This is a genomic window from Mycobacterium bulgaricum (assembly GCF_041287165.2).
Taxonomy (GTDB): domain Bacteria; phylum Actinomycetota; class Actinomycetes; order Mycobacteriales; family Mycobacteriaceae; genus Mycobacterium; species Mycobacterium bulgaricum.
Genome location: NZ_JBGGKV020000003.1, coordinates 213448 through 236495, shown reverse-complemented (window position 1 = coordinate 236495; position 23048 = coordinate 213448). Strand labels below are relative to the sequence as shown.

The window sequence follows — 23048 nt, the reverse complement described above, 5'->3', positions numbered from 1 at the left end:
CGCTTAGCATTGTTGATGTGGCTGATCAGCTCGACACCGGCCAACTGGCAGCGCTGTCGGCGGTTGTCGAGGTCGGTAGCTTCGATGCCGCCGCGGAGCGCCTGCATGTGACACCGTCGGCGATCAGCCAGCGCATCAAAGCGCTTGAGCAGCGGGTCGGGCAGGTTCTCGTGCTGCGTGAGAAGCCCTGCGTGGCGACCGCGGCGGGCGCCCCGCTGCTGCGGTTGGCGACGCAGTTGGCCGTCCTGGAAGCCGAAGCGCTTTCCGAGATGCGCGGCGGCGTCGCCGAGTCACCCCGCGTGGCCCTCGCCGTCAACGCCGATTCGATGGCCACGTGGTTCACCGAGGTGTTTAGGCGGCTGCCCCATGTGCTGTTCGACGTCCGGATCGAAGATCAGGACCACTCCGCGCGACTTCTGCGCGAAGGCGTCGTGATGGGAGCCGTCACCACCGAACGCACTCCGGTCGGCGGTTGCCGCGTCAAGCCGCTGGGGGTGATGCGCTATCTGCCCGTGGCCACCCCCGCCTTCGTCGAACGCCACCTGCCCGACGGGTTCACCCCCGACGCAGCCGCCCGGGCGCCGTCGCTGGCGTGGAACAGAGACGATGCATTGCAGGACCAACTGGTGCGCAAGGTGTTTCGAAAGAACATTCGCCGGCCGACGCACTACATCCCGACGGCGGCGGGTTTCGGCGCCGCGGTACACGCCGGCCTCGGGTGGGGCATGTACCCGGACTCGCTGATCGACACATCGTTCGTCCCGATCGCCGACCAGCACCTCGATGTGCCGCTCTACTGGCAGTGCTGGAAGCTCGACAGCACAACCGTCACCGAGGTCACCGATGCTGTCGAGGCGGCCGCGGCAGGCCTGCTCCGCGGCCGCTGACCGCGGACAGGGACAATCGCTGGCATGGGCACGCCGGTCAGGGTCAGGATCCTCGGCGTCGGCATGGGTCCGCAACACGTCACCCCCGAGGTCGCCGAAGCATTGCGCACGGTCGATTACGTGTTGGCCGCCGAGAAATCCGACGACGACCGGCTGCTCGCACTGCGCAGGCAGATCGTTCAGGCCCACCCCGGCCCGGGCGGTCCCGCCGAACTCGTCACGCTGCCGGACCCCCGCCGCGACCGTTCGACCGGACTCACCACCGCCGGCTACGAGTCTGCCGTCGCCGACTGGCACGACGCCCGTGCAGCTCAGTACGCCGAGGTGCTGCGGGACCGGGGCGGGACGGCCGCTTTTCTGGTGTGGGGAGACCCGTCGCTCTACGACTCGACGATCCGCGTCGTCGACAAGGTGCGGGCCCTGCTGGAGTCGACGTCGGTCGACGTCGACTACGACGTCAGGGCCGGTATCAGCGCACCTCAACTCTTGGCCGCCAGGCACCGCATCGTGCTGCACGACGTTGGCAGGTCCGTGCACGTCACCACGGGCCGGCGCCTGCAGGAAGCCGTGGCGGCGGGCCAGGACAACATCGTGGCCATGCTCAATCCGCCGCCGGAGCGAATCGACTTCACCGGGCTCCAGGAGTGGACCATCTGGTGGGGCGCCAACCTCGGCGCATCGGGCGAGCGACTGCTGAGCGGCCGGCTCGGTGACGTGCTGCCCGCCATCGCCGACGCGCGTGCCGATGCCGAAGCCCACGACGGCTGGGTGATGGACGTGTTCCTGGTGAGGGCGAACCGATGACGGGGTTGCTGATCGCGGGAACCACCAGCGATGCCGGGAAGACGACGGTCGCCGCCGGGGTGTGCCGGGCGCTGGCGCGACGGGGGCTGAAGGTGGCGCCCTTCAAGGCGCAGAACATGTCGAACAATTCGATGGTGTGCCAAGGGCCCGACGGTCTCGGTGTGGAAATCGGTCGCGCACAATGGGTTCAGGCACTGGCGGCGCGCGCCACGCCGGAAGCCGCGATGAACCCCATCCTGCTCAAACCCGGTAGCGATCAGCGCAGCCACGTCGTCCTGATGGGACAACCCTGGGGGCATGTGGCCTCGTCCGACTGGCTGGAGGGCCGCCGCGTCCTGGCCGACGCCGCCCACGCCGCGTTCGACGACCTCGCCGCGCGATACGACATCGTGGTTGCCGAAGGTGCGGGCAGCCCCGCCGAGATCAACCTCCGCGCGGGGGATTACGTCAATATGGGGCTGGCTCGTCACGCCGCGCTTCCGGCCGTGGTCGTCGGCGACATCGACCGGGGCGGGGTCTTCGCGGCGTTCTTCGGTACCGTCGCGCTGCTCGCACCGGAGGATCAGGCGCTGATCGCCGGGTTCGTCGTGAACAAGTTCCGCGGCGACCTCGACCTGCTGAAGCCAGGTCTCCGTGATCTCGAAAGGCTCAGCGGCAGGAGGGTATTCGGAACCCTGCCCTGGCATCCCGACGTCTGGCTGGATTCGGAGGATGCGCTCGACCTGCAGGGCCGTCGCACCGCGCAGGATGGCGCCCGTCGGGTCGCCGTGGTGCGCCTGCCGCGCATCAGCAATTTCACCGACGTCGACGCGCTCGGCCTCGAACCCGGCCTGGACGTCGTTTTCGCCTCGCACCCGAGCGCGGTGGCGGATGCCGATCTGCTGGTGTTGCCCGGCACCCGGGCCACGATCTCCGACCTGGCGTGGCTGCGGTCGCGGGGCCTGGACCGTGCCGTGCTCGCCCACGCCGCGGCGGGAAAGCCGGTGCTCGGCATCTGCGGCGGTTTTCAGATACTCGGCCGCACCATTCGCGACCCGCACGGCGTGGAGGGCAGGCCCGCCGAGGTCGACGGCCTCGGGCTGTTGGACGTCGAGACGAATTTCATTGCGGAGAAAGCTCTTCGCCTCCCCGAGGCGAGCTGGCGCGACGCCCCTGCGGCCGGTTACGAGATCCATCACGGCCGTATCACCGTGGACGCCGGTGAGGAATTCCCCGGCGGGGCGCGGTCGGGTCAGGTGTTCGGCACGATGTGGCACGGCGCGCTCGAAGGCGACGAGCTTCGCTCGCAGTTCCTGCGCGAGACCCTCGGCATGGCACCGTCGGGTGTCTCGTTCGCCGCTGCCCGGGAGGGCCGGCTCGATCTGCTCGGCGATCTCGTGGAGGGCTGTCTCGACGTCGATGCTCTCCTCGAGTTGGCCACTCACGGTGCGCCACAGCATCTTCCGTTCCTGCCTCCGGGTGCGCCGTGACGAGGATCCTGCTTCTCGGCGGCACCGCGGAGGCGCGGACGCTGGCCGAGCTCCTCATCGCCGACGGCCTCGACGTGACGTCCTCGCTGGCGGGTCGGATCACCGACCCCCGCTTACCGGTCGGAGACGTACGCATCGGCGGATTCGGCGGAATCGACGGTCTGCGTGAGGAATTGGCGAACTACGCCGCCGTCGTCGATGCGACGCACCCGTTCGCCAAAACCATCTCCGCCAACGCCGTCACTGCCTGCGCCACCGCCGGCGTGCCGCTGTTGCGACTCGAACGTCCCGGCTGGTCCGCGCGATCCGGCGACTCGTGGTACTGGGTCGACAGCCACGAAGACGCCGCGGCCACCGCCGCGCAACTCGGCGGACGACCCTTCCTGACCGTGGGACGTCAGGAGATCGACCGCTTCATTCCCGACCTGCGCGACCATGCGGTGCTGGCACGGGTCGTGCAGGTGCCGGAGACGCCACTGCCCACCGGGTGGCAGCTGCTGACCAGTCGCGGTCCCTACGCACTCGAGGACGAACTGCGCCTGATGCGCGACCATCGCACCGACGTGCTCATCACGAAAGATTCTGGGGGCGAGCACACCTGGCCGAAGATGGCGGCCGCGGAAGCCTTGGGGGTGCCCGTCGTCATCGTGCGGCGTCCCGCTCGCACGGCAGGCGTTCCCACCGTCGGTGACATCACCGAGGCGGCGGCCTGGGTGCGCGCCCTGTCCACGGTGTCCGGGTGAAGATCCTCGTCACCGGCGGCGTCCGGTCCGGCAAGTCCCGCCACGGCGAGGCGCTTCTCGACGGTGCGGGGCGCGTGACCTATGTCGCCCCGGGACGGCCCGCCGACGGCAGCGATCCCGACTGGGATGCGCGTGTCGCGCAGCACCGGTCGCGACGGCCGGAGCACTGGCACACGGTCGAGACCATCGACGTCGCAGCCGCCGTGCGCGACGCACGTGGCGCTGTGCTCGTCGACTGTCTCGGCACATGGCTTACGGCCGTGATCGACGAGGGCGGGCTGTGGGAGGCCGACGCGCACACCGTGGCCGGCGTGATGGACGCCAGGATCACGGCGCTGTGCGATGCACTGTCCGGTGCCGCCGACGTCGTCGTCGTGACCAACGAGGTAGGACTGGGGGTCGTCCCGTCGCACCGCTCCGGCGTGCTGTTCCGCGATGTGCTCGGCACCGTCAACCAGCGCGTCGCTGCGGTGTGCGAGGAAGTCCATCTCGTGATCGCCGGCCGGGTGCTCATCCTCTGATGGCGTGCGGCCGTGCCTGAGGGCGACACCGTCTACGTGCTGGCGCGCAGGCTCGACAGCGCTCTGCGGGACCGCGTCCTCACGCGCGGCGAGCTGCGGGTGCCCCAGCACGCCACCGACGACCTCGCCGGATACACGGTGCACGCCCACGTCACCCACGGCAAGCACCTGCTCACCCGGCTGTCCGGGGGCATCACGCTGCACACGCATCTGCGGATGTCCGGGTCGTGGACCATCTCGGCCGAAGGCCGCTGGCTGCCTCGCGCGACGATGCCCGACGTGCGGGTCATCCTGCGCACGGACGGTCCCGCGGCCTACGGGGTGCGCCTACCCGTCGTCGATCTGCTCCGCACCGCCGACGAGCGCGATGTCGTCGGGCATCTCGGTCCGGATCCGTTGCGCGAGGACTGGGACCTCGAAGAGGCCGTGCGGCGTGTCACGAGCGAACCGGATCGCCCGCTCGTCGCTGTGCTTCTGGATCAGCGGTGTGTCGCGGGCTTCGGCAACCTCTGGGCCAACGAGCTGTGCTTCCTGCGGGGCCACAATCCCTGGACGCCGGTCGGGACGGTCGACGCGCACGCGCTGCTGACCCTGGGTGCGCGGGCGCTGCGCCACTCGGCCACCGTGCCGGGTGCGATGCAGGTGACGACCGGAAGCCGACGCAAGGGCGAATCACATTGGGTAGCAGGACGCGCGGGGCGGCCATGCCTGCGTTGCGGGACAAGGGTGCGTGTCGTCGCGGAGGTCGCCAATGACCCGGAGCGGCGCCGCACCTGGTGGTGTCCTGTGTGTCAGCCCGGTCCCGAGCCGGGTGAAGGAACGTGAGCCTCCCACCTGGCGCGCCGTTGCGCGTCCGTCTGCTCCCACCAGGGCGGGGATCCGCGTTCGCCCAGAGCGATCCTTGCTGCGTTGACCCCCGCGCGTGAGCCTGCCTCGTCGTCGGTGCCGCGGGTGCGGCGCACCTCGCGCCGCCACGCCATCAGGATGCGGGTCAGCTCGGCCCGACGTTCCTCGGGGATGTCCGGATCCGTTGCACGCCAACGGCGTCCGTTGACGACGATGTGGTGACCGTCCTCGGTCTTCGGCGGGTCAGAAGGCATAGCGAATCCGGCAGCCCGGCAGCTTCTCGGCGACGAGGTCTGCGAGCTGCTCTACCCAGCGGCCCTTCCATGCCGTCTTGTAGCGGACGTTCCACTGCCCGTTCTGACTCTTTTTGAGCTGCTGCAGGTCCGGACGCCACAGCAGGTCCTCGGCCTTGGGGTGCCAGCCCAGGTTGATGTCGTGCAGACCTTCGTTGTGGGTCAGGAAGATGACCTCTGCGGCGAGCTGGTCACGGGTGCGTTCGGCGGTGTTGTCGGCGATCTGCTCGAGGAGCTCGGACCAGTCGGCACGCCAGTTCTCATGCACGATCACCGGACTGAAGTTGAGGTGCACCTCATAGCCCGCCTCGACGAAGTCATCGAGGGCGGCGATGCGGTCGGCGACCTTCGAGGTGCGGATGTCGACGAGTTTCGACGTCTCGGCCGGCATCAGGCTGAACCGCACTCGTGTCCGGCCGCGCGGAGCGTAGGTCAGCAGCTCCCGGTTGACGAGCTTGGTCGCGAAACTGGCCTTCGCGTTCGGGAGGCGCGCGAACAGGTCGACGAGATCGCGGACGTTGTCCGACACCATCGCGTCGACCGAGCAGTCGCTGTTCTCACCGATGTCGTAGACCCAGTCCACCGGATCGCACTGATTGGGTTCGGGTTTCGTGCCCTGCCGCCCGGCGTGCCGTTCGAGGTACCCGGTGATCTTCTCGATATTGGTGAACACGGTGATCGGGTTCGCGTAGCCCTTGCGCCGCGGCACGTAGCAGTAGGCGCATGCCATCGCGCACCCATTGGCGGTGGACGGGGCAATCCAGTCACTGGAACGCTCGTTGCGGCGCGCAGCCAGGCTCTTCTTCTCTCCGAGGACGAGGACTTCCTGTTTGATCCGCACCCAGTCCTCGACGTTGCCGGCATTACCGTACAGACCGGGAATCTGTTGGTGCGTGGGGACTTCGATCAACTCGGCTCCCGAAAAACGCTCCACGACCTGACGCCCGCGCGGGGACTCGTCGACGCCGGGTTCGTGGTAGATCCGCTTGATGTCGAGCAGGCGATCGGCCAACGGCGACGCAGTCATGACCGGTAGTGCTCGTGATGCAGCACGCTCGACAGCGAAGAGCGGGCCCGCCATCCGAACCGCTCCAGATCCGGAATGTCGGGGAGGTCGGCGACGTGGCCGACACACAGCCAGGCGATCGGACGGACATGGTCGGGCATGCCGACGAGCGTGCGTAGGAACTGCTCGCGGTAGAAGGACACCCAGCCGACTCCGAGACCTTCGACAGTCGCTGCGAGCCAAAGATTTTGGATGGCGCACACCACCGAATACAGTCCGGCGTCGGGGATGGCGTGGCGACCCAGCACCTGCGGTCCGCCGCGGGTCGGGTCGTAGCCGACGACGATGCCGAGCCCGGACTCGCAGATCCCTTCGATCTTGATGCGCTCGAACGTCTCGGCCCGCTCGCCCGACAACCCGTCGGCGAACACGTCGCGTTCGCACGCGACGTGGTCGCGGAAAGTTCGCAGCGTCTCGGGCGACCGCACCACGACGAAATCCCACGGCTGTGACATGCCCACCGACGGAGCGGCGTGGGCCGCCAACAGGATTCGCTCCAGGACGTCATCGGCCACCGGCGCTCCCGTGAACTCCCGGCGGGTGTCGCGGCGCCGGTTGATGACGTCGTAGAGGACTGTCGCACAGTCGTTCACGCCAGTCCTCTGTTCTTCGCGCGAGCGCTCATCCCCGGCCCTCTGCTCTTCGCGCAAGCGCTCATCGCCGACCCTCCCGCGTGACCGAGCGATCCCGGGCCGGGTCGTAGAGGTGGCTCTCTCCGGCGCAGGGGTCCGGGCGTCCCGCCAGCGCGCGTCCCACCAGAATCACCGCGGCCTGCCGCAACCGGGCCTCCTCGACCGCGTCGGCGATGTCGGACACCGTGCCGCGCAACACCATCTCCTGCGGCTGCGACGCGCGATAGACGACGACCACCGGGCAACCAGGTCCGTAGTCGGGTTCGATCTCGGTCATCAGTTCTCTGATCCGGGTGATCGCCAGGTGCAGCACCAGCGTGGCCTTCGTCGCGGCAAACGCGTTGAGCGACTCCGTCTCCGGCATCGCCGTCGACCGCTGCCGGGTGCGGGTCAGCACCACCGACTGCGCGACGAGCGGTACCGTGAGCTCGCGACCGACCCGGGCGGCCGCCGCCGCGTACGTCGGCACCCCCGGTGTGACGGTCCACGGCACGCCTTCGACGTCGAGGCGACGCGTCTGCTCCGACACCGCCGAGTACACCGAAGGATCGCCGGACACCAACCGGACGACGCGAAGTCCTGACCGGTGGCCGGCGACGAGCCGGGCCACGATGGTGTCGAGATCGAGGTTGCCGGTGTCGACGAGCTCGGCGGCAGGTGAACAGTGCGCAAGCACCTCGGGGTCGAGGTAGGTGCCCGGGTAGAGCACCAGCTGGGCTTCGCCGAGCAGCCTGGTGGCGCGCACGGTCAGCAGATCGGCGGCACCGGGTCCCGCGCCGACGAACTGCACCGCACGACCATCCATCGGTGCGAGTCTAGGCGGGTGGCGCCTACGCGGTGGTCATCGCGGGGGGCTGCGTCGCCGCCGGATCGGGGTTGGCGATCGGCAGCCCCATGAAGCGCCGCGCGTTGTCGCCCATGAAGTCGTAGGTGCGGCGGACGTCCATACCTTCGGCGTACTTCCAGAAACCCTTCGGCTCGGCGAGCCCTTCGGGATGCGGGTAGTCCGAGCCGAACAGCACCTTGTCCCACCCGACGGTGTTGACGACGTCGGACACGCATCCCTCCCAGAACGGGCTGACCCAGATGTTGCGGCGGAACACGTCGAGTGGGTGCTCGGGGAAGTTCTGCGGCATCTTCTTGGCGAGCTCCTCGAAGTCGTTGAACAGCGGGAAGATCCACGAGCTGCCGTTCTCCACGCTGGCGATACGCAGCTTCGGGAAGCGGGTCAGCGTGCCGTGGCAGATCAGACTGGTGATCATGTCGGCAATCTCGCGATGGCCGAGGACCATCCAGCGGAAAGCACTCATCGCCATGAAGTTCTGGGTGTGGGGCGGCTCCCACGTGCCGACGTAGTCGTCGAGCGGCGGGTAGCTCGCGTGCAGCACGATGGGCAGCCCGGCGGCCTCGACGTCGCGCCAGAACGGGTCGAACTCAGGCAGCGCAGGCGAGCGCCAGCCGCGCAGGCCGTTGACCGGGCCCGGCTTGATCAGGGCCACCTTCGCGCCGTTGGCGAGCAGGTACTCGAGCTCACGCTGGGCGCCGTCGACCTCGGACAGGTTGATGATCGGGGTCGAGAACACCCGTCCCTGGTAGTCGAAAGTCCAGTGCTCGGCCATCCACTGGTTGAGGGCGTGGATGACGGCGAGTGTGAGTTCGGGATCGTCGGCGGTCGCGTGTTCGATGAGGCTCGCGAGCGTGGGGTAGTTGAGTGCTTCGCGCACGCCCTGCCTGTCGAGCTCCGCGACGCGGTCGGCGGGGTTGCGGGTGGCTTCGGGCGCTGCGATCGCCGGACCCTGCATCTCGCGCAGCGTCAGGCCCTCGGTGTTCTCACCGGCGAAGAACTTTTCGTGTGCGCCCGGCGCGGCGACGCGTTCGAAGGTCGGGTTGGGGATGAAGTCGGACACCCGGTTGTTGATCACGATCCGGGTGTGCCTGCCGAACTGCCCGTACTGGACGGCGCGCGAGTATCTCTCCGGCAGGTACTGGGTGAGGGCTTCGGCCGTCTCGTACATGTGCTGGTCGGCATCGAAGATCGGCGCATCCCGGAACTGCTCGGGGGAATCGGTCATGGGGCTACCTTACTGTAATACCAACGGTAGCGGTCCCGGGAGCGCGCGGCTAGTTGGGCAGTCCTTTGTCGAGAACGTCCAGTGCGGAGAGGATCGCGTCCCCGGCCAGCGGTGATTCGTCGGCGGTCACCATGAGAACGCCGGTGATCGCGCCGGCGACCACCGGGACTACGGGGTCTTCGCGGGGCCGGTTCAGCCGAACAGCCACCGCATCGGCGAGCGCGCGCATGGTGCGGAGGTACTCCTCGTAGAGCGCACCCTTGACCTCCGGCATGGTGTACATCAGGTACTGGCGTGACGCCATGACGCCGAACTCCACGCGCGGCATCGTCCCGAAGACCTGGGCCAGCGCGTACCGGTAGGCGGCCACGGGGGAGAGGTCGACGGGTGCCCGCACGAACGCGTCGATGATGGGCTCGATGCAGTCGTCGGCGATCAGCAGGGATCCTTTGGACGGAAAGTAGCGGAAGAAGGTACGCGGAGACACCTCGGCGGCTCGCGCGATCTGTTCGACGGTCGTGTTTGCGTAGCCGTTGCGCTCGAACAACCGGAAGGCCTCCCGCAGTACCGTCTCGCGGGTGCGCATCTTCTTGCGTTCCCGCAGACTCAGTTGCTGGCGACCGTCCATACCGCCAGTGTCGCAGGCACTACGCCCGCGCTACCGGGTCATTCGCCAGTCGGTTTGTGACATTCTGTTAACCATTGGAGTGTGCGGGGTCACGGGATCGGCTGTCGGAAAGGCCCAACTCCAGGATGCCGAGAGCCCTGAGAATGGCGTCCGAGCACATCGGCGAGAACCCGCATCTCGTCGTCGTCCGAATCGTGATCGAGTCGTTCGGCCATCGCGTCGGTGAGCATCCGGATTGTGCGGATGTACTCGTCGTAGAGTCTGCCCTTGGCTTCGGGCAGCGTGTACATCAGGCGCTGCCGCGCCAACGCATAGTCGTAGGCCGAGCCGGCCATGTTCGTGAACACTTCGCCCACCGCGTGGCGATACGCCGCCACCGGTGACAGTTCGGCCGGAGCGGCCAGGAACGCGTCGATGATCGGCTCGATGAACTGGTCGGTGATCAGCACCGATTCCTTGGTCGGGAAGTAGCGGAAGAACGTCCGCGGCGAAAGGTCGGCCGCTTCGGCTATCTGGTCGATGGTCGTCTGCCCGTAGCCATGGAGTTCGAACAGCCGGAAGGCCTTGCGACGCACAATCCGTGGGCTGAACTAGGGCCGGCCCCTCTTCCGGGGTGGCTTACGATTCGGGTCGTCGACGATGCCGGCCGCGACCTCGAGATCGTGCAACGCGGCCTCGACCTGGTCGGCGAGATCGGCGATGTCGGCAGCGATCTCGGGCGTGGTGATGAACCCGAAATCGATCCAGCCGCAATAGCTGAAGCACGTCACGTTGAGCGCGACGTCGAACAGAAGCGGGCCGAGCGGCATCAGATGCTCGACCCGGGCGCCCCCGAGGTAGAGGGGGAATGCCGGGCCGGGGACGTTGCTGATCACCACGTTCATCGGCGCGATGTTCTTGCCGATCCCACTCGCGGCGTACGCGCGGGACGCGAGCGCGAGCAGGCCCGGCGGCGTCGTCTCCGTGTATCCCATGATCTGGTGCGCGGTAAGGGCTTTCGTCATCTCCTTGGCGCCCTGGGTGTAGGAGTAGATCGCCTTGATGCGCTCGGCCGGGTCGGCGACGTCGGTCGCCAGCACCACCGTCATCGCGTTGACCTGGTTGCCGACGGTGTCGTCGTTCTCGGAACGGGTGGAGACCGGCACCTGCGAGACAAGGGATTTGGGCGGCAGTTCGTCGCGCTCCTTGAGATAGTTGCGCAGCGCGCCGGACACCAGCGCGAGCACGACGTCGTTGAGCTTCACGTCGAACGCCTGCTTGACGGCTTTCACCCGGTCCAGCGACACACTTGCACCGGCGACTCGCCGATGCGGCGAAATCGGCCCGTTGAAGCGGACTTTGGGCGCATCGAAGTAGCGGGGCGGCTTGTTGTCGATGTTGCGGACGGCGATCTGTTGGCGCACCGACTGCTCGACCAGCCGGGCGATTCGGTACGGCGTCTTGACCCAGACGTTGACCAGACCGTTGACCGCCTGGACCTCGCGCCGCGGCGGCTTCACGCCGACCAGGGATCGCTCGACGTCGACGGCCGCCTGACGCGGCTCCGGGGTGACGTCGAGCAGGATCTCGGACAGTCCGGCGCCGGAGACACCGTCGACGATCGCGTGGTGCATCTTGGTGATCACGGCGACCCGGCCGTTCTCCAGGCCCTCGATGAACCACAACTCCCACAGCGGCTTTGACCGGTCGAGCTTGTAGGACATCAACCGGCCGACCAGTTCGTCGAACTCGGCACGCCCGCCCGGTGAGGGCACTCCGATGCGGCGGATGTGAAAATCGACGTCGATGTCCTCGTCCTCGACGAAATAGGGCCTGTCGAGGCCCAACGGTGCACCCTCCACCCGCCACCGCAACTGCGGAAGCTCGGGCAGGCGGCTCACGATCAGGTCGCGAACCAGCTCGAAACTGAACGCCGGCGCCTCCGACGGGTCGCAGACGGCTATCGCGCCGATGTGCATGTGCCATTTGAGGTTTTCAGCGAACCAGAAGGCGGCATCGACGCTGGACAGACGCATTTGCAAGAGAGTACGGCGGTGGTGGTGCCGGCGAGGTGGATTGGGGTTATTGTCAGCCTTCGGTCACCGCGGCGGCACTCGACGAGCGTTTCCCGCGCGCCCGATGCCCGTTTCCAGCAAACGCGCCGGTCGTCAATTGTTGGGCGGGCCAGTGGTTCCGCGCACGATCAGCGTGGGTTCGAGCACGACGTCGCTGGCGCGTGCGGGCCCGTCGACGAGCATGGTGACCGCGAGTTCGACTGCGTTGAGTGCCATGTCGTGTGCGTCCTGGTGGATCGTCGTCAGGTCGATGCGGGGATTTTCCGACAGTCGGCTGTCGTCGTATCCCATCAGCGAGACCTGGCCGGGGACGTCGACTCCGGCGCGGGTGAACACGTCGAGGATGCCGAGCGCACAGCGGTCGTTGCCTGCCAGCACCGCGGTGGGTAGCGCGGGGGCGGCGAGCATCGCCCGCGCGGCCTCGGCGCCGGCCTCCTCATTGTGGGCGCCGGGGATGACGGTGATCTCGTCGGCAAGGCCCTGCGCGCGCATCGCCGTCTTGTAGGCCCGCAGCCGGTCGGCCGACCCGGGATCCGTCCCGCCGTCGACGTGGTGGATGCTGCGATGGCCGAGCCCGACGAGGTAGTCGATGGCCTGCCGAATTCCCTTGGAGTCGTTGGTGCGCACCGTCGCCAGCGGCGACTCTCCGGTCACGCCGGGAAGTCGTCGGCCTGCGACGACGACGGGTGCTCGGTCGGCCACCTGCCTCAGGAATTCCTGATCGGACCGGGGGCCGAGGAGCACGAGGGCGCCGCAGCGGTGGCTCAGGAGCGAGTCGACGACGGTTGTCTCGGTGCGGTCGGGCAGGTTCGCCGACAGAAGCACTTCGTAGCCCAGTCTCTCGGCCGCCGGGTAGATGTGGGTGACCAGCTCGGCCTGGAACAGCTGGCGCACATCCATCATCACACCCAACGTCCTGCTGCGTCCCTGGGCGAGCAGCCGCGCCGCTGAGTCGGGCCGGTAGCCGATCTCGTCGGCGATCGCGAGGACCCGCTGACGGGTCTCGTCACTGGCGCCCGGCTTGCCGTCGAGGATGAACGAGACCAAGGTGCGCGACACCCCCGCCTGCTGGGCGACATCGGCCATCGTTGGCCTGCGCGGCGCATCGCTCTGGCGGCGCCGACGGGGAGCGCTCACGGCGATCCCTCCTTTCAAGAGTGACGGTTGACACATTCGAAGGTGCGGTTCATAGTAGACCTCACGCGCGTTACTAACGCGCGTTAGTAGGAGAAACGAGGTACCCGATGTCCGTCCAGGCAACACCCGATCATTCGGGCCGCTTCCTGACCAAGCTCACCGTGATCGCCACGCTGGGTGGGCTGCTGTTCGGCTACGACACCGGCGTCATCTCCGGTGCGCTGCTCTACATGAAGGATGACCTTGCGCTGTCGGCATTCGGCGAAGCCACGGTCGTCAGCTCGCTGCTGTTTCCCGGCGCTGCCTTCGGAGCATTGTTCGGCGGGCGTGTCGCCGACCGCATCGGACGCAAGCGATCTTTGCTGGTGTGCGCAGGCCTGTTCCTCGTCGGTGCCATCGGCTGCGCGCTCGCCCCGAACGTCCAGATCATGGTCGCGGCCCGCATCGTCCTCGGGCTCGGCGTCGGTGCCGCGGCGGTGACATGCCCGCTGTACCTGGCCGAGATGGCGCCGGCCGACAGGCGCGGACGCATGGTCACCATCAACGAACTCATGATCGTCACCGGCCAGATGCTCGCCTTCGCGACCAACGCCCTGCTCGACCACCTCATCCACGACCCGCACGTGTGGCGCACCATGCTGGCCGTCGCCGCGGTGCCTGCGATCGCGCTGCTGATCGGGATGCTCGTGCTACCCGACTCCCCGCGCTGGTACGCGCTCAAGGGCAGGCTCCCCGAAGCCCGAAACGTGTTGTCGCTGAGCCGCAACCCGCAAGAGGCCGAGGCCGAGTACTCGGTGGTCGTCGAGCACACCAACCACATGCTCAAGACGACCCGCACACCGTTCTCCGTGATCCGCGACGTGCCGTGGATCCGCCGTGTCGTGCTGATCGGCTGCGGGCTCGCGATCGTGCAGCAGGCCACCGGCATCAACACGGTGAACTACTACGCGCCGACGATTCTCGAGCAGAGCGGGCTCGGTGTCAGCGCGGCGCTCGTCGCCACCATCGCCGTCGGCGTCACGTCGGTGGTCGCCACCATCATCGGGATCATCCTGCTCGGATTCATCGGCCGGCGCACGATGCTGCTCATCGGTTTCGCCGGAGTGGCGGCCTCCCAGGCCGCTCTCGCCGCGGCATTCCTGCTGCCCGTGAACGACACTCGCAGCTACACGATCCTGGCGTGCATGGTTCTGTTCGTCGCCTTCGTGCAGATGTTCATCGGCACCTGCGTGTGGCTGCTGCTGTCGGAGATCTTCCCGCTGTCGGTGCGCGGGTTCGCCATGGGCATAGCGGTGTTCGTGCTGTGGTGCACCAACGCGATCATCTCGTTCCTGTTCCCGCTTCTGAACAACGCGCTCGGCTCCACCGGCACGTTCGCGCTGTTCGTCGTCGTCAACGTCATCTCCTTCGTCTTCGTGCACCGCCTGGTGCCCGAGACCAAAGGCACCACCCTCGAACAACTCGAAGAACGCCTCGAAGCCGAGGGCACCTCGGCACGCACCGAAAGGACTGCAGTATGAGCACCATTCGCGTCGGCTCCGCCCCGGATTCGTGGGGGGTGTGGTTTCCCGACGATCCGCAGCAGACGCCGTACACCCGGTTCCTCGACGAGGTCGCCGCGTCGGGGTATGAGTGGATCGAGCTGGGCCCGTACGGGTATCTGCCGACCGACCCGGCGCAGCTCTCCGATGAGTTGGCCGCGCGTGGGTTGAAGCTGTCGGCGGGCACGGTGTTCGAACATCTGCACCAGGACGATTCGTGGTCGGCGGTGTGGAAGCAGGTCGAGGACGTCGCGAAGTTGACCGCCGCGGTGGGCGGCAAGCATGTCGTGGTGATCCCCGAGATGTGGCGCGATCCCTCGACCGGTGCGGTCCTGGAGGACCGCACTCTGAGTGCCGAGCAGTGGGCCAAGAAGACCGAGGGCATGAACGAGCTCGGCAAGGCGATGTTCGACACCTACGGGGTGCGTGCGCAATATCATCCGCACGCTGATTCCCATGTCGACACCGAAGAGAACGTGTATCGGTTCCTCGATGGCACCGACGGTCGGTTTGTGAACCTGTGCCTGGATACCGGGCACATCTCCTATTGCGGTGGGGACAACATCGCGATCATCCGCCGGGCGCCGGAGCGGATCGGGTATCTGCATCTCAAGCAGGTCGACCCGGTGGTGCGCGCGAAGGTCCAGGCCGAGGATCTGCCCTTCGGTGAGGCGGTCCGGCTGGGGGCGATGACCGAGCCGCCGCTGGGGATTCCGGAGATGGCGCCGCTGCTGGCGGAGGTCGAGCGCCTCGGTATCGATGTGTTCGCCATCGTCGAGCAGGACATGTATCCGTGCGAGGTCGACGCCCCCCTGCCCATCGCCCAGCGCACCCGCAACTACCTCGGGTCCTGCGGCATCCCGTCCGTCACGTTCACCTAGGAGCACCACACCATGTCCGACCTCCGCATTGCCGTCCTCGGCGTCGGCCTGATGGGCGCCGATCACGTCGCGCGCATCGCTTCTCGCATCTCGGGTGCCCGGGTGGCCGTGGTCAACGACTACGTCGCCGAGAAGGCCGAACAGATCGCCTCCGAGATCGAGGGCTGCCGCGCCGTCGCCGACCCTCTCGACGCGATCGCCGACCCCGACGTCGACGCCGTCGTGCTCGCCACCCCCGGCTCCACGCACGAGAAGCAACTCCTGGCCTGCCTGGAGCACCGCAAGCCGGTGCTGTGCGAGAAGCCGCTGACCACCGACGTCGAAACCTCACTGGAAGTGGTCCGCCGCGAGGCCGAGCTCGGAACCCGGTTGATCCAGGTGGGTTTCATGCGCCGCTTCGACGACGAGTACATGAACCTCAAGGCGCTCATCGACGGCGGCGAACTGGGCAACCCGCTGGTGCTGCACTGCGTGCACCGCAACCCCGCCGTGCCCGACCATTTCGACTCGGTGATGACGGTCCGCGATTCCCTCGTGCACGAGGTGGACGTCACCCGGTTCCTGTTCGGCGAGGAGATCACGTCGATTCAGATCGTGAAGCCGGTTGCGAATTCGCTTGCCCGCGAGGGTCTTTTCGACCCGCAGATCGCGATCATGAAGACCGCCGGCGGCCGGCATGTGGACGTCGAGCTGTTCGTCACCACCGGTGTGGCCTACGAGGTGCGCACCGAGCTCGTCGCCGAAAAGGGCAGTGCGATGATCGGTTTGGACGTCGGCATGGTCCGCAAGAGCGTCCCCGGCACCTGGGGCGGCGCCATCACGCCGAGCTTCAAGGAGCGGTTCGGGCGCGCCTACGACACCGAAATCCAACGCTGGGTCGACGCCGTGCGGACCGGCGGCACGACGGGGATCTACACCGATGGGCCCACCGCATGGGACGGCTATGCGGCCACCGCCGTCTGCGAAGCGGGCGTGCAGGCACTGCAGTCCGGTCAACCCGTCGCGGTCACGATGGTCGACCGCGCCTCGATCCCAGGAGCCTGAACATGAAGATCGCACTCGACCCCACGCCGTTCCACCACGACTACGACCTGCTCGAATTTCCCTCTCTGGTCGCGGAACTGGGCTACGAGTACCTGCAGCTGACGCCGCACCGGGACTTCATCCCGTTCTTCAACCATCCGCGCGCCGACGACGACCTGGTGGCGAAGTTCCGTAAAGCCTGTTCCGATGCCGGGGTGGGGATTGCCTCCGTGCTGCCCGTACTCCGCTGGTCGGGCCCTGACGAGGACGCTCGCGAGGCGGCGGTGCGCAACTGGAAGCGCGTCGTGCAGATCGTCGTCGACCTCGGCGTGAACGTCATCAACACCGAGTTCTCCGGCAGGCCGGAGAAGGCCGAGGAATCCGAGCGCGCGTTCTTCCGGTCGATGGAAGAGCTCGTGCCGATCTTCGAGCGAGAAGGCATCGATGTGCGCATCGATCCGCATCCCGACGATTTCGTCGAGGACGGACTGGAGGCGCTGCGCATCATCCGCGGCGTCAACTCCCCGAACATCGGCATGGTCTACGTGGCATGCCACAGCTTCCACATGGGCGGCAACATGGCCGAGATCATGGCCGCCGCGGGCGACAAGCTGCGTCTGGTCCATGTCGCCGACACGATGGATCACCATCGCAGCCACGGGCTTCGGTACATCACGAACCCGCCGGGCAATCCGGTGCGTGTGCACCAACACCTCAAGATCGGCGACGGTGACGTCGACTGGGACGAGTTCTTCGGCGGCCTGGCCAAGCTCGGCTTCTACGACCGTGAGGACACCGTGATGGTCTCCAGTGTCTTCGCCGAAGACGAAGCGGCTCAGGATGTCTCGCGCTACCAGCTCAAGACCATGACGGAATACGTCAACAAGTACCGGCACTAGGAGAATCGTGAAGCTGGGGCTTTACAACGCGATCCTGCACGATCGCCCGCTGACCGACGCCGTCGAGGTGATCGCCGGCCTCGGGCTGACCGGAATCGAGATCAACACCGGAGGGTTCCTCCCGCCGGTGCATGTCCCGAACATCGACGAAATCCTCACCAGCGACACCGCCCGTGACGACTTCCTCGGCGTGTTCGAAGGCACGGGAGTATCCATCGCCGGCCTGAACTGCAACGGCAATCCGTTGCATCCCGACCCCGCGATCGGTCCTCGGCACGCGGCCGACGTGCATCGGTCGATCAGGCTGGCGCAGCGGCTCGGTCAGCATCGCGTGGTGACGATGTCCGGTCTACCCGCCGGCGAACCCGCCGGGTCCCGTCCCCACTGGATCGTCAACGCCTGGAACTCGGCGGCACTCGACGTCCTGGACCACCAGTGGGAGATCGCCGCGGATTTCTGGCGGGAGACCGACCGGCTGGCCCGCGACTGCGATGTCAAGGTCGCCCTCGAGCTGCATCCGCAGAACATTGTCTTCAACTGCGCCTCGGTCCACGAACTCGTCGAACGCACCGGCGCCACCCACATCGGGGTCGAGCTGGACGCATCCCACCTGTTCTGGCAGCAGATGGATCCCGTGCAGGTGGTCCGGCACCTCGGGCACCTCGTCGTACACGCCGCCGCCAAGGACGTTCGTGTCAATCCCGAGTACGCCGCGCTGAACGGGGTGCTGGACAACAGCTTCCGCCGGCTCTCTCCCGAAGAGCCGCGCACCAATCTCGGTGGTGACGAATGGGCCAACGAGTGGCCGAAGAACTCTGCGTGGGACTTCGTCGCGCTGGGCAAGGGACACGACACGGGCTACTGGACCGAGTTCCTCCGTGCGCTTCACGACGTGGATCCCGACATGTGCGTCAACATCGAGCACGAGGACGTCGAGCTGGGGCGAATCGAGGGGATCGCCGTGGCTGCCGAGGTGCTCAAGGCTGCCGATGCCGCGCTCCGGAAGTCCTTGGCTCTGCCCGCCGAACTCACCGGGAGGCGGTGACGAGTGCGTCGATGAACTCGGCGACGAGCAGGTCGGCATCGGTCCGGAACAATGCACTCATCGCGATGGTCAGCGGCGTTCGGACCCGTACGGTCGTGATGCCGTTCTGCACGGCGGCAGAACTTGCGGGAACGAGTGCCACGCCGAGTCCGGCGGCCACCATCGCCAGCTGACTGCTGATCGACTGCGCCAGATGCTTGGCACGCGGGGTGAATCCGGCATTGCGACAGCACGCGGCGACCTGATCGTGGTAGTCGGGTGTCCCAAAGCGGGGGATCCAGACCCACGGCAGGTCGGCGGCTCTGGCCAGATCCGTACGCACGCCGCGGGGTAGGTCCCAGCCCGCAGGGGCGGCGAGGACGAACGGCTCGCTCGTCAGTGTGACGTGCCGAAGCCAGGGCCGGGCAGGCCCGTGACGCACGACCGCGATGTCGATCTCGCGTCGTTGCAACAGGTCCGAGCCCAGATGGGTGTCGACTTCGCGCACCGTGACGTCGACGGCCGGGTGCGAGCGGGCATGCGAAGCCAATGCTCGCGGTAGGACGTCTGTGAAAGACGTTGTCACGGCTCCGATTCGCAGCTCACCGAGCTGTCCTTCGGCCGCCAGCTGCGCCGCGGACCCGGCGTCTTCCGCCGCGGCGACCACCCGGCGGCAGCGGTCGAGGAACACAGTCCCCGCCGATGTCAGCACCACGTGCCGGGTCGTGCGGTTCAGCAGCAGCACCCCGAGTCGCTTCTCGATCGCTTTGACCGCTGACGACAGCGGCGGCTGCGACATCTGTAACCGCTCCGCGGCCCTGCCGAAGTTCAGCTCCTCGGCCACGGCGATGAAGTACCTGGCCTCCCGCACCTCAAGCATTGATATGTGCTTCCTATAACTGAAAGACGAAATCAGACCTTCACACGATAAATGACGTCCGGTGCAATGGTCGGGTGCCCATCAGTCCGCGTCCTGCGTCGATGACGGTCGAACGCCGCCTCGTCGTGACGTTGTGGTGCGCTGGTCTGGCTGCGTTCGCCGCGATGTACGCACCGCAGGGACTGCTGCCGCAGATCGCAGGCGACATCGAGGTGGAGGCTTCGCAAGCAGCGCTGCTCATTTCGGCTGCGACGCTGGGTCTCGCGCTGTCGGTGCTGCCGTGGGCGTGGGTGGCGGACCGGATCGGTCTGCAGAAGGCGATGCGGTTTGCTGCCGGGGCTGCGGCCGTATGCGCGGTCGCGGTGCCGTTCCTGCCCACCTTCGAGGCGATGCTTGCGGGCCGCCTGACGCACGGCATCGCGTTGGGGGGTATCCCGGCGCTCGCGATGACGCTTTCCCACGACATCGCCGTCCCGGCCCGGGCCGCAACCATCGCGGGTAGTTACGTCGCGGCCACATCGGTCGGCGGCCTGAGTGGACGCCTGCTCGCGGTTCCTGTAGCCGACCATTTCGGCTGGCGCACCGCCCTTCTCGTGCTGGGTCTGGTGGTCGCGGTGGCGATGATCGCAATGATCTGGGTCATTCCGGCCGGTACCGGGGCCCCCCGCACCGAGAGCGCTCTTCACACGGTTCGGGGGCATCTGGGCAACCGTGCGATGTGGCCGATTCTGGTTGTCGGCATGCTGTTGTCGGGCGCGGTGATGACGATGTTCAACTACCTGCCGTTCCGTTTGGCCGCCGCGCCGTACGGACTGGAGCCCGCGGTCATCTCGCTGGTCTTCCTGACCTACCTCGGCGGGACCGCCGGGTCCCGGGCCACCGGATGGCTCGGCAGGCGCTTCGGCCCGCCGATAATCCTGGGCGCCGCCGGCATGCTCGTGGTGGTCGGGGCTACCGTCACCACGGCGGGCCGGCTGCCGGTCATCGTCGCGGGAGTTGCACTGCTGACCGTCGGCTTCTTCGTCGGGCACGCCGTCGCGTCCAGTATGGTCGCAGCCCGTGCCGAGGTCGGTCGCTCGCAGGCCACCGCGCTCTACACCATCGCTTACTACTCGGGTTCGAGCATTTTCGGCTGGGCGGGCGGCATCGCGTGGTCGGGCGGGCAGTGGCGCGCGGTCGCGGTGCTGGTTGTCGCACTCGGGATCGCGGCGATCGTATTCAGCACTGTTGGTTCCCGAGCCGGCCCGCGGGCGCAGCCGTGCACGCAGTCTCGGCTCTAAGATCGCATCCGTTGAGATTCGACGGAAACACAATGCCGCGGAGCGGCGTCGCCAGCTGTGCGACGCCGCGATTGCGCTGTTGGCCGAGGATGGGCCGCGAGGCCTGAGCCACCTCAAGGTGGATCGTCGCGCGAAGGTGCCCGACGGAACGACGTCGTTCTACTACCGGACCAGGGCGGCGCTCCTGCACGGTGTCGCCGACCAGTTGATCCGTTACGACGCCGAGGCGTTCACCGAGGCGTTCAAGAATGCACCCAACAGCAGCGGGGAAGAGATCGCCGGCGTGCTGGCCGGCCAGATCCTGTCCATCCGCGACGAACCCCAGCTGTCGCGTACCCGGGCCCGCCTCGAGCTGACGATGCTCGCCAAAGGTGATCCTGATATCGCCGCGGGATTCCAGGAGATGGCGGAGAGCTTCCGGGCGGTCGTCGAACGCCTCGTCATCGCCACACAGTCCGGCAACGGGCCGCTCGACCGGGCACTGCTCGACGAACAGGCTTCGGTGGTTCTGTCCTATCTCGGCGGGCTGATCTTCGCCTTCGCCAACGGATCTCCCGAGCCGATGTCCAGGAACGACATCACGCGCCAGATCCGCGCGGTGATCGTTGGCGTCGCGGTGGAGAACAACTCAGAGCACGGCCGATAGGGGAGCCCGCACAGAGCTGCGGCACCACAGTAAGGTCGCCCTAACTAAGGGTGTACTTACTTTGTGGTGTCCGGGAAGGGTGGCTCCGAAGTGTCCGACAATTTCTCGCTGGTTCTGGGTTTCGCCACCGAGACCGGCAACTCCACGATGGTGGCCAAGAAGTTCGCGCAGGCCGCCAGGGGCGTCGGGATCGATGTCGAACCGCAGTACCTCAACGACCTGACCATGGAATCCCTCGCGGACGCCACACATTTCGTCGTCATCACGGCGACTTACGGAGACGGTGAGCTGCCCTACGACGCCGAGGTGTTCTGGGAGGAACTCAGCAGTCAGGGTGCAGACCGTCTCGACCACCTGTCATTCACCGTCTGCGGCCTCGGGGACAGCTTCTACCCCTACTTCAACAACGCCGCCAAGCTCGTCGACGCCCGCCTCGAGGAACTCGGCGCGACGCGGCTGCTCGACCGTGTCGACTGCGATCTGGAATTCGAGGAACCGTCCGAAGCGTGGACCGCCGAGGTGGTCGCGCTCCTCGGGGATCTGACAGCCGCACCGCCACGCGCAGAAGGCGCGGAAGGCGCGGAAGGCAAAGGTGCAGAACAGGATTCGGTACCGGAATCACCATGGACGCGGCGCCATCCGTTCCCTGCCCGCGTGGTGACGAATCGGTCGCTGACTGCGGCCGGTTCCGACAAGTCGGTGCGCCACTATGAGATCGACCTCGCCGACAGCGGCATCGTCTACCGGGCCGGTGACTCGCTCGGCGTGCATCCGGTCAACGACCCCGCGCTCGTCGAGGAAGTGCTGACACATTTCGGGGTGAGCGCTGAACACGCAGTGGCAGGACACGACCAACCGCTCGGAGTACTGCTCTCCGAGCACCTCGAACTCCGGATCCCGACCGGTGCGCTGCAGACGTTGGTCGCTGCACGCTCCCGGGACCTCGAGGCGGCCGCGATCCTGACCGGCGGGGACTCGGCTGCGCTGACCAGCTGGCTCTACGGGCGCGACGTCCTCGATCTGCTGCAGCTGGCCGACCTCAGCATCGACGAGGTCCTTCCCACCCTGCGACCGTTGCAGCACCGGGACTATTCGATCGCGTCGAGCCCGCTCGTGCATCCGGGACGGATCCACCTGACAGTGGCCACCGTCGAGTACGACTCGCGCGGTCGTGCGCACAGGGGCGTCGCGTCCGGCTTCCTCGCCGACCGCGCCGACACCGTGCGGATTCATGTGGCGCCCAACGACAGTTTCCGCCTACCCGCTCCCGACGCGTCGATCGTCATGGTCGGACCGGGCACCGGCATCGCCCCGTTCCGGGCCTTCCTGCAGGAGCGGCAGGCGACCGGCGCGCCGGGCAGGTCGTGGCTGTTCTTCGGCGACCGCCACCGCGCGAGCGACTTCTTGTACGGCGAGGAGTTGACCGCATTCCAGGAGTCCGGCGTGCTGACTCGGCTGAACTGCGCCTTCTCCAGGGATCAGGGCACCAAAGACTATGTGCAGCACCATATGCTGGCCAATGCCGCGGAACTGTACTCGTGGCTGCAGGACGGCGCCTACTTCTATGTCTGCGGGGACGCCGATCACATGGCCAGGGACGTCCACCGCGCCCTGCACGAAGTCGTCGCCACCGCAGGAAATATGGACGAGGCCCGCGCACACGCCTACGTCAACGACCTCATCACGACGCACCGCTACCGTCGCGACGTGTACTGAGGTGGG

The 23048-nt window shown here is 67.3% G+C and carries 24 protein-coding genes; 14 read left to right on the top strand and 10 right to left on the bottom strand.

The window, feature by feature from the left end; all coding sequences use genetic code 11:
* The first annotated feature begins 17 nt into the window (after positions 1 to 17).
* Genes ACAG24_RS12080 through ACAG24_RS12055 form a run of 6 tightly spaced genes read left to right on the top strand, consistent with a single transcriptional unit; the run spans position 18 to position 5249 of the window.
* The gene (locus ACAG24_RS12080) at positions 18 to 887 is read left to right on the top strand and encodes a LysR family transcriptional regulator ArgP (protein WP_370473301.1); all 870 of its coding nucleotides are present in this window, start codon (positions 18 to 20) and stop codon (positions 885 to 887) included.
* A 24-nt stretch (positions 888 to 911) separates the two neighbouring features.
* Entirely contained in the window at positions 912 to 1691 is a 780-nt protein-coding gene (cobF, locus tag ACAG24_RS12075; RefSeq protein ID WP_370473300.1) for a precorrin-6A synthase (deacetylating), read from the top strand.
* Complete coding sequence (locus ACAG24_RS12070; protein ID WP_370473299.1) at positions 1688 to 3160, top strand: cobyric acid synthase; 1473 nt, start codon at positions 1688 to 1690, stop codon at positions 3158 to 3160. The genes cobF and ACAG24_RS12070 overlap by 4 nt, the downstream gene beginning before the upstream one ends.
* The gene (locus ACAG24_RS12065) at positions 3157 to 3903 is read left to right on the top strand and encodes a cobalt-precorrin-6A reductase (RefSeq protein ID WP_370473298.1); all 747 of its coding nucleotides are present in this window, start codon (positions 3157 to 3159) and stop codon (positions 3901 to 3903) included. The genes ACAG24_RS12070 and ACAG24_RS12065 overlap by 4 nt, the downstream gene beginning before the upstream one ends.
* On the top strand, positions 3900 to 4424 hold the full coding sequence (locus tag ACAG24_RS12060) for a bifunctional adenosylcobinamide kinase/adenosylcobinamide-phosphate guanylyltransferase (protein WP_370473297.1): 525 nt from the start codon (positions 3900 to 3902) through the stop codon (positions 4422 to 4424). Before ACAG24_RS12065 ends, ACAG24_RS12060 begins: the two co-directional genes overlap by 4 nt.
* Before the next feature lie 12 nt (positions 4425 to 4436).
* Positions 4437 to 5249, top strand: a complete 813-nt coding sequence (locus ACAG24_RS12055; protein ID WP_370473296.1) for a DNA-formamidopyrimidine glycosylase family protein — start codon at positions 4437 to 4439, stop codon at positions 5247 to 5249.
* Here the strand turns inward: ACAG24_RS12055 and ACAG24_RS12050 are convergent.
* The 9 genes from ACAG24_RS12050 to ACAG24_RS12010 form a co-directional block, all read right to left on the bottom strand.
* The gene (locus ACAG24_RS12050; protein WP_370473295.1) at positions 5216 to 5524 is read right to left on the bottom strand and encodes a hypothetical protein; all 309 of its coding nucleotides are present in this window, start codon (positions 5522 to 5524) and stop codon (positions 5216 to 5218) included. The genes ACAG24_RS12055 and ACAG24_RS12050 overlap by 34 nt on opposite strands.
* Positions 5514 to 6590, bottom strand: coding sequence for a spore photoproduct lyase family protein (locus ACAG24_RS12045; RefSeq protein WP_370473294.1), 1077 nt, complete (start codon positions 6588 to 6590; stop codon positions 5514 to 5516). The genes ACAG24_RS12050 and ACAG24_RS12045 overlap by 11 nt, the downstream gene beginning before the upstream one ends.
* On the bottom strand, positions 6587 to 7222 hold the full coding sequence (gene bluB / locus ACAG24_RS12040; RefSeq protein WP_370473293.1) for a 5,6-dimethylbenzimidazole synthase: 636 nt from the start codon (positions 7220 to 7222) through the stop codon (positions 6587 to 6589). The genes ACAG24_RS12045 and bluB overlap by 4 nt, the downstream gene beginning before the upstream one ends.
* 61 nt (positions 7223 to 7283) lie before the next feature.
* A complete protein-coding gene (locus ACAG24_RS12035) occupies positions 7284 to 8066 on the bottom strand; it encodes a cobalt-precorrin-4/precorrin-4 C(11)-methyltransferase (protein ID WP_370473292.1) in 783 nt (260 codons plus the stop codon).
* Positions 8067 to 8091: 25 nt separating this feature from the next.
* Complete coding sequence (locus ACAG24_RS12030) at positions 8092 to 9333, bottom strand: amidohydrolase family protein (protein ID WP_370473291.1); 1242 nt, start codon at positions 9331 to 9333, stop codon at positions 8092 to 8094.
* A 49-nt stretch (positions 9334 to 9382) separates the two neighbouring features.
* The gene (locus ACAG24_RS12025) at positions 9383 to 9961 is read right to left on the bottom strand and encodes a TetR/AcrR family transcriptional regulator (RefSeq protein WP_370473290.1); all 579 of its coding nucleotides are present in this window, start codon (positions 9959 to 9961) and stop codon (positions 9383 to 9385) included.
* 89 nt (positions 9962 to 10050) lie between these two features.
* Positions 10051 to 10536, bottom strand: coding sequence for a TetR/AcrR family transcriptional regulator (locus tag ACAG24_RS12020; RefSeq protein ID WP_370473289.1), 486 nt, complete (start codon positions 10534 to 10536; stop codon positions 10051 to 10053).
* Between the two features lie 15 nt (positions 10537 to 10551).
* A complete protein-coding gene (locus ACAG24_RS12015) occupies positions 10552 to 11976 on the bottom strand; it encodes a WS/DGAT/MGAT family O-acyltransferase (RefSeq protein WP_370473288.1) in 1425 nt (474 codons plus the stop codon).
* A gap of 132 nt (positions 11977 to 12108) precedes the next feature.
* A complete protein-coding gene (locus ACAG24_RS12010; RefSeq protein ID WP_370473508.1) occupies positions 12109 to 13101 on the bottom strand; it encodes a LacI family DNA-binding transcriptional regulator in 993 nt (330 codons plus the stop codon).
* A gap of 158 nt (positions 13102 to 13259) precedes the next feature.
* Here ACAG24_RS12010 and ACAG24_RS12005 point away from each other — a divergent pair, with 158 nt between their 5' ends.
* The 5 genes from ACAG24_RS12005 to ACAG24_RS11985 are packed head-to-tail and all read left to right on the top strand — an operon-like array spanning position 13260 to position 18541.
* A complete protein-coding gene (locus ACAG24_RS12005; protein WP_370473287.1) occupies positions 13260 to 14672 on the top strand; it encodes a sugar porter family MFS transporter in 1413 nt (470 codons plus the stop codon).
* Entirely contained in the window at positions 14669 to 15574 is a 906-nt protein-coding gene (locus tag ACAG24_RS12000) for a sugar phosphate isomerase/epimerase family protein (protein ID WP_370473286.1), read from the top strand. Before ACAG24_RS12005 ends, ACAG24_RS12000 begins: the two co-directional genes overlap by 4 nt.
* Before the next feature lie 12 nt (positions 15575 to 15586).
* A complete protein-coding gene (locus tag ACAG24_RS11995; protein WP_370473285.1) occupies positions 15587 to 16618 on the top strand; it encodes a Gfo/Idh/MocA family protein in 1032 nt (343 codons plus the stop codon).
* 2 nt (positions 16619 to 16620) lie between these two features.
* Positions 16621 to 17496, top strand: coding sequence for a sugar phosphate isomerase/epimerase family protein (locus tag ACAG24_RS11990; protein ID WP_370473284.1), 876 nt, complete (start codon positions 16621 to 16623; stop codon positions 17494 to 17496).
* Between the two features lie 7 nt (positions 17497 to 17503).
* Positions 17504 to 18541: a sugar phosphate isomerase/epimerase family protein gene (locus ACAG24_RS11985; protein WP_370473283.1), complete on the top strand. Its 1038-nt coding sequence runs from the start codon at positions 17504 to 17506 to the stop codon at positions 18539 to 18541.
* Here the strand turns inward: ACAG24_RS11985 and ACAG24_RS11980 are convergent.
* The gene (locus ACAG24_RS11980) at positions 18525 to 19400 is read right to left on the bottom strand and encodes a LysR substrate-binding domain-containing protein (protein ID WP_370473282.1); all 876 of its coding nucleotides are present in this window, start codon (positions 19398 to 19400) and stop codon (positions 18525 to 18527) included. The genes ACAG24_RS11985 and ACAG24_RS11980 overlap by 17 nt on opposite strands.
* 74 nt (positions 19401 to 19474) lie before the next feature.
* Here ACAG24_RS11980 and ACAG24_RS11975 point away from each other — a divergent pair, with 74 nt between their 5' ends.
* The 3 genes from ACAG24_RS11975 to ACAG24_RS11965 all read left to right on the top strand — a co-directional run bounded on the left by ACAG24_RS11975 (position 19475) and on the right by ACAG24_RS11965 (position 23042).
* Positions 19475 to 20680 carry an MFS transporter gene (locus ACAG24_RS11975; RefSeq protein ID WP_370473281.1) on the top strand — a complete coding sequence of 402 codons (1206 nt, stop codon included), beginning with the start codon at positions 19475 to 19477 and terminating at the stop codon, positions 20678 to 20680.
* 16 nt (positions 20681 to 20696) lie between these two features.
* Entirely contained in the window at positions 20697 to 21326 is a 630-nt protein-coding gene (locus ACAG24_RS11970; protein ID WP_370473507.1) for a TetR/AcrR family transcriptional regulator, read from the top strand.
* Positions 21327 to 21473: 147 nt separating this feature from the next.
* The gene (locus tag ACAG24_RS11965; protein ID WP_370473506.1) at positions 21474 to 23042 is read left to right on the top strand and encodes a diflavin oxidoreductase; all 1569 of its coding nucleotides are present in this window, start codon (positions 21474 to 21476) and stop codon (positions 23040 to 23042) included.
* Positions 23043 to 23048 lie beyond the last annotated feature (6 nt).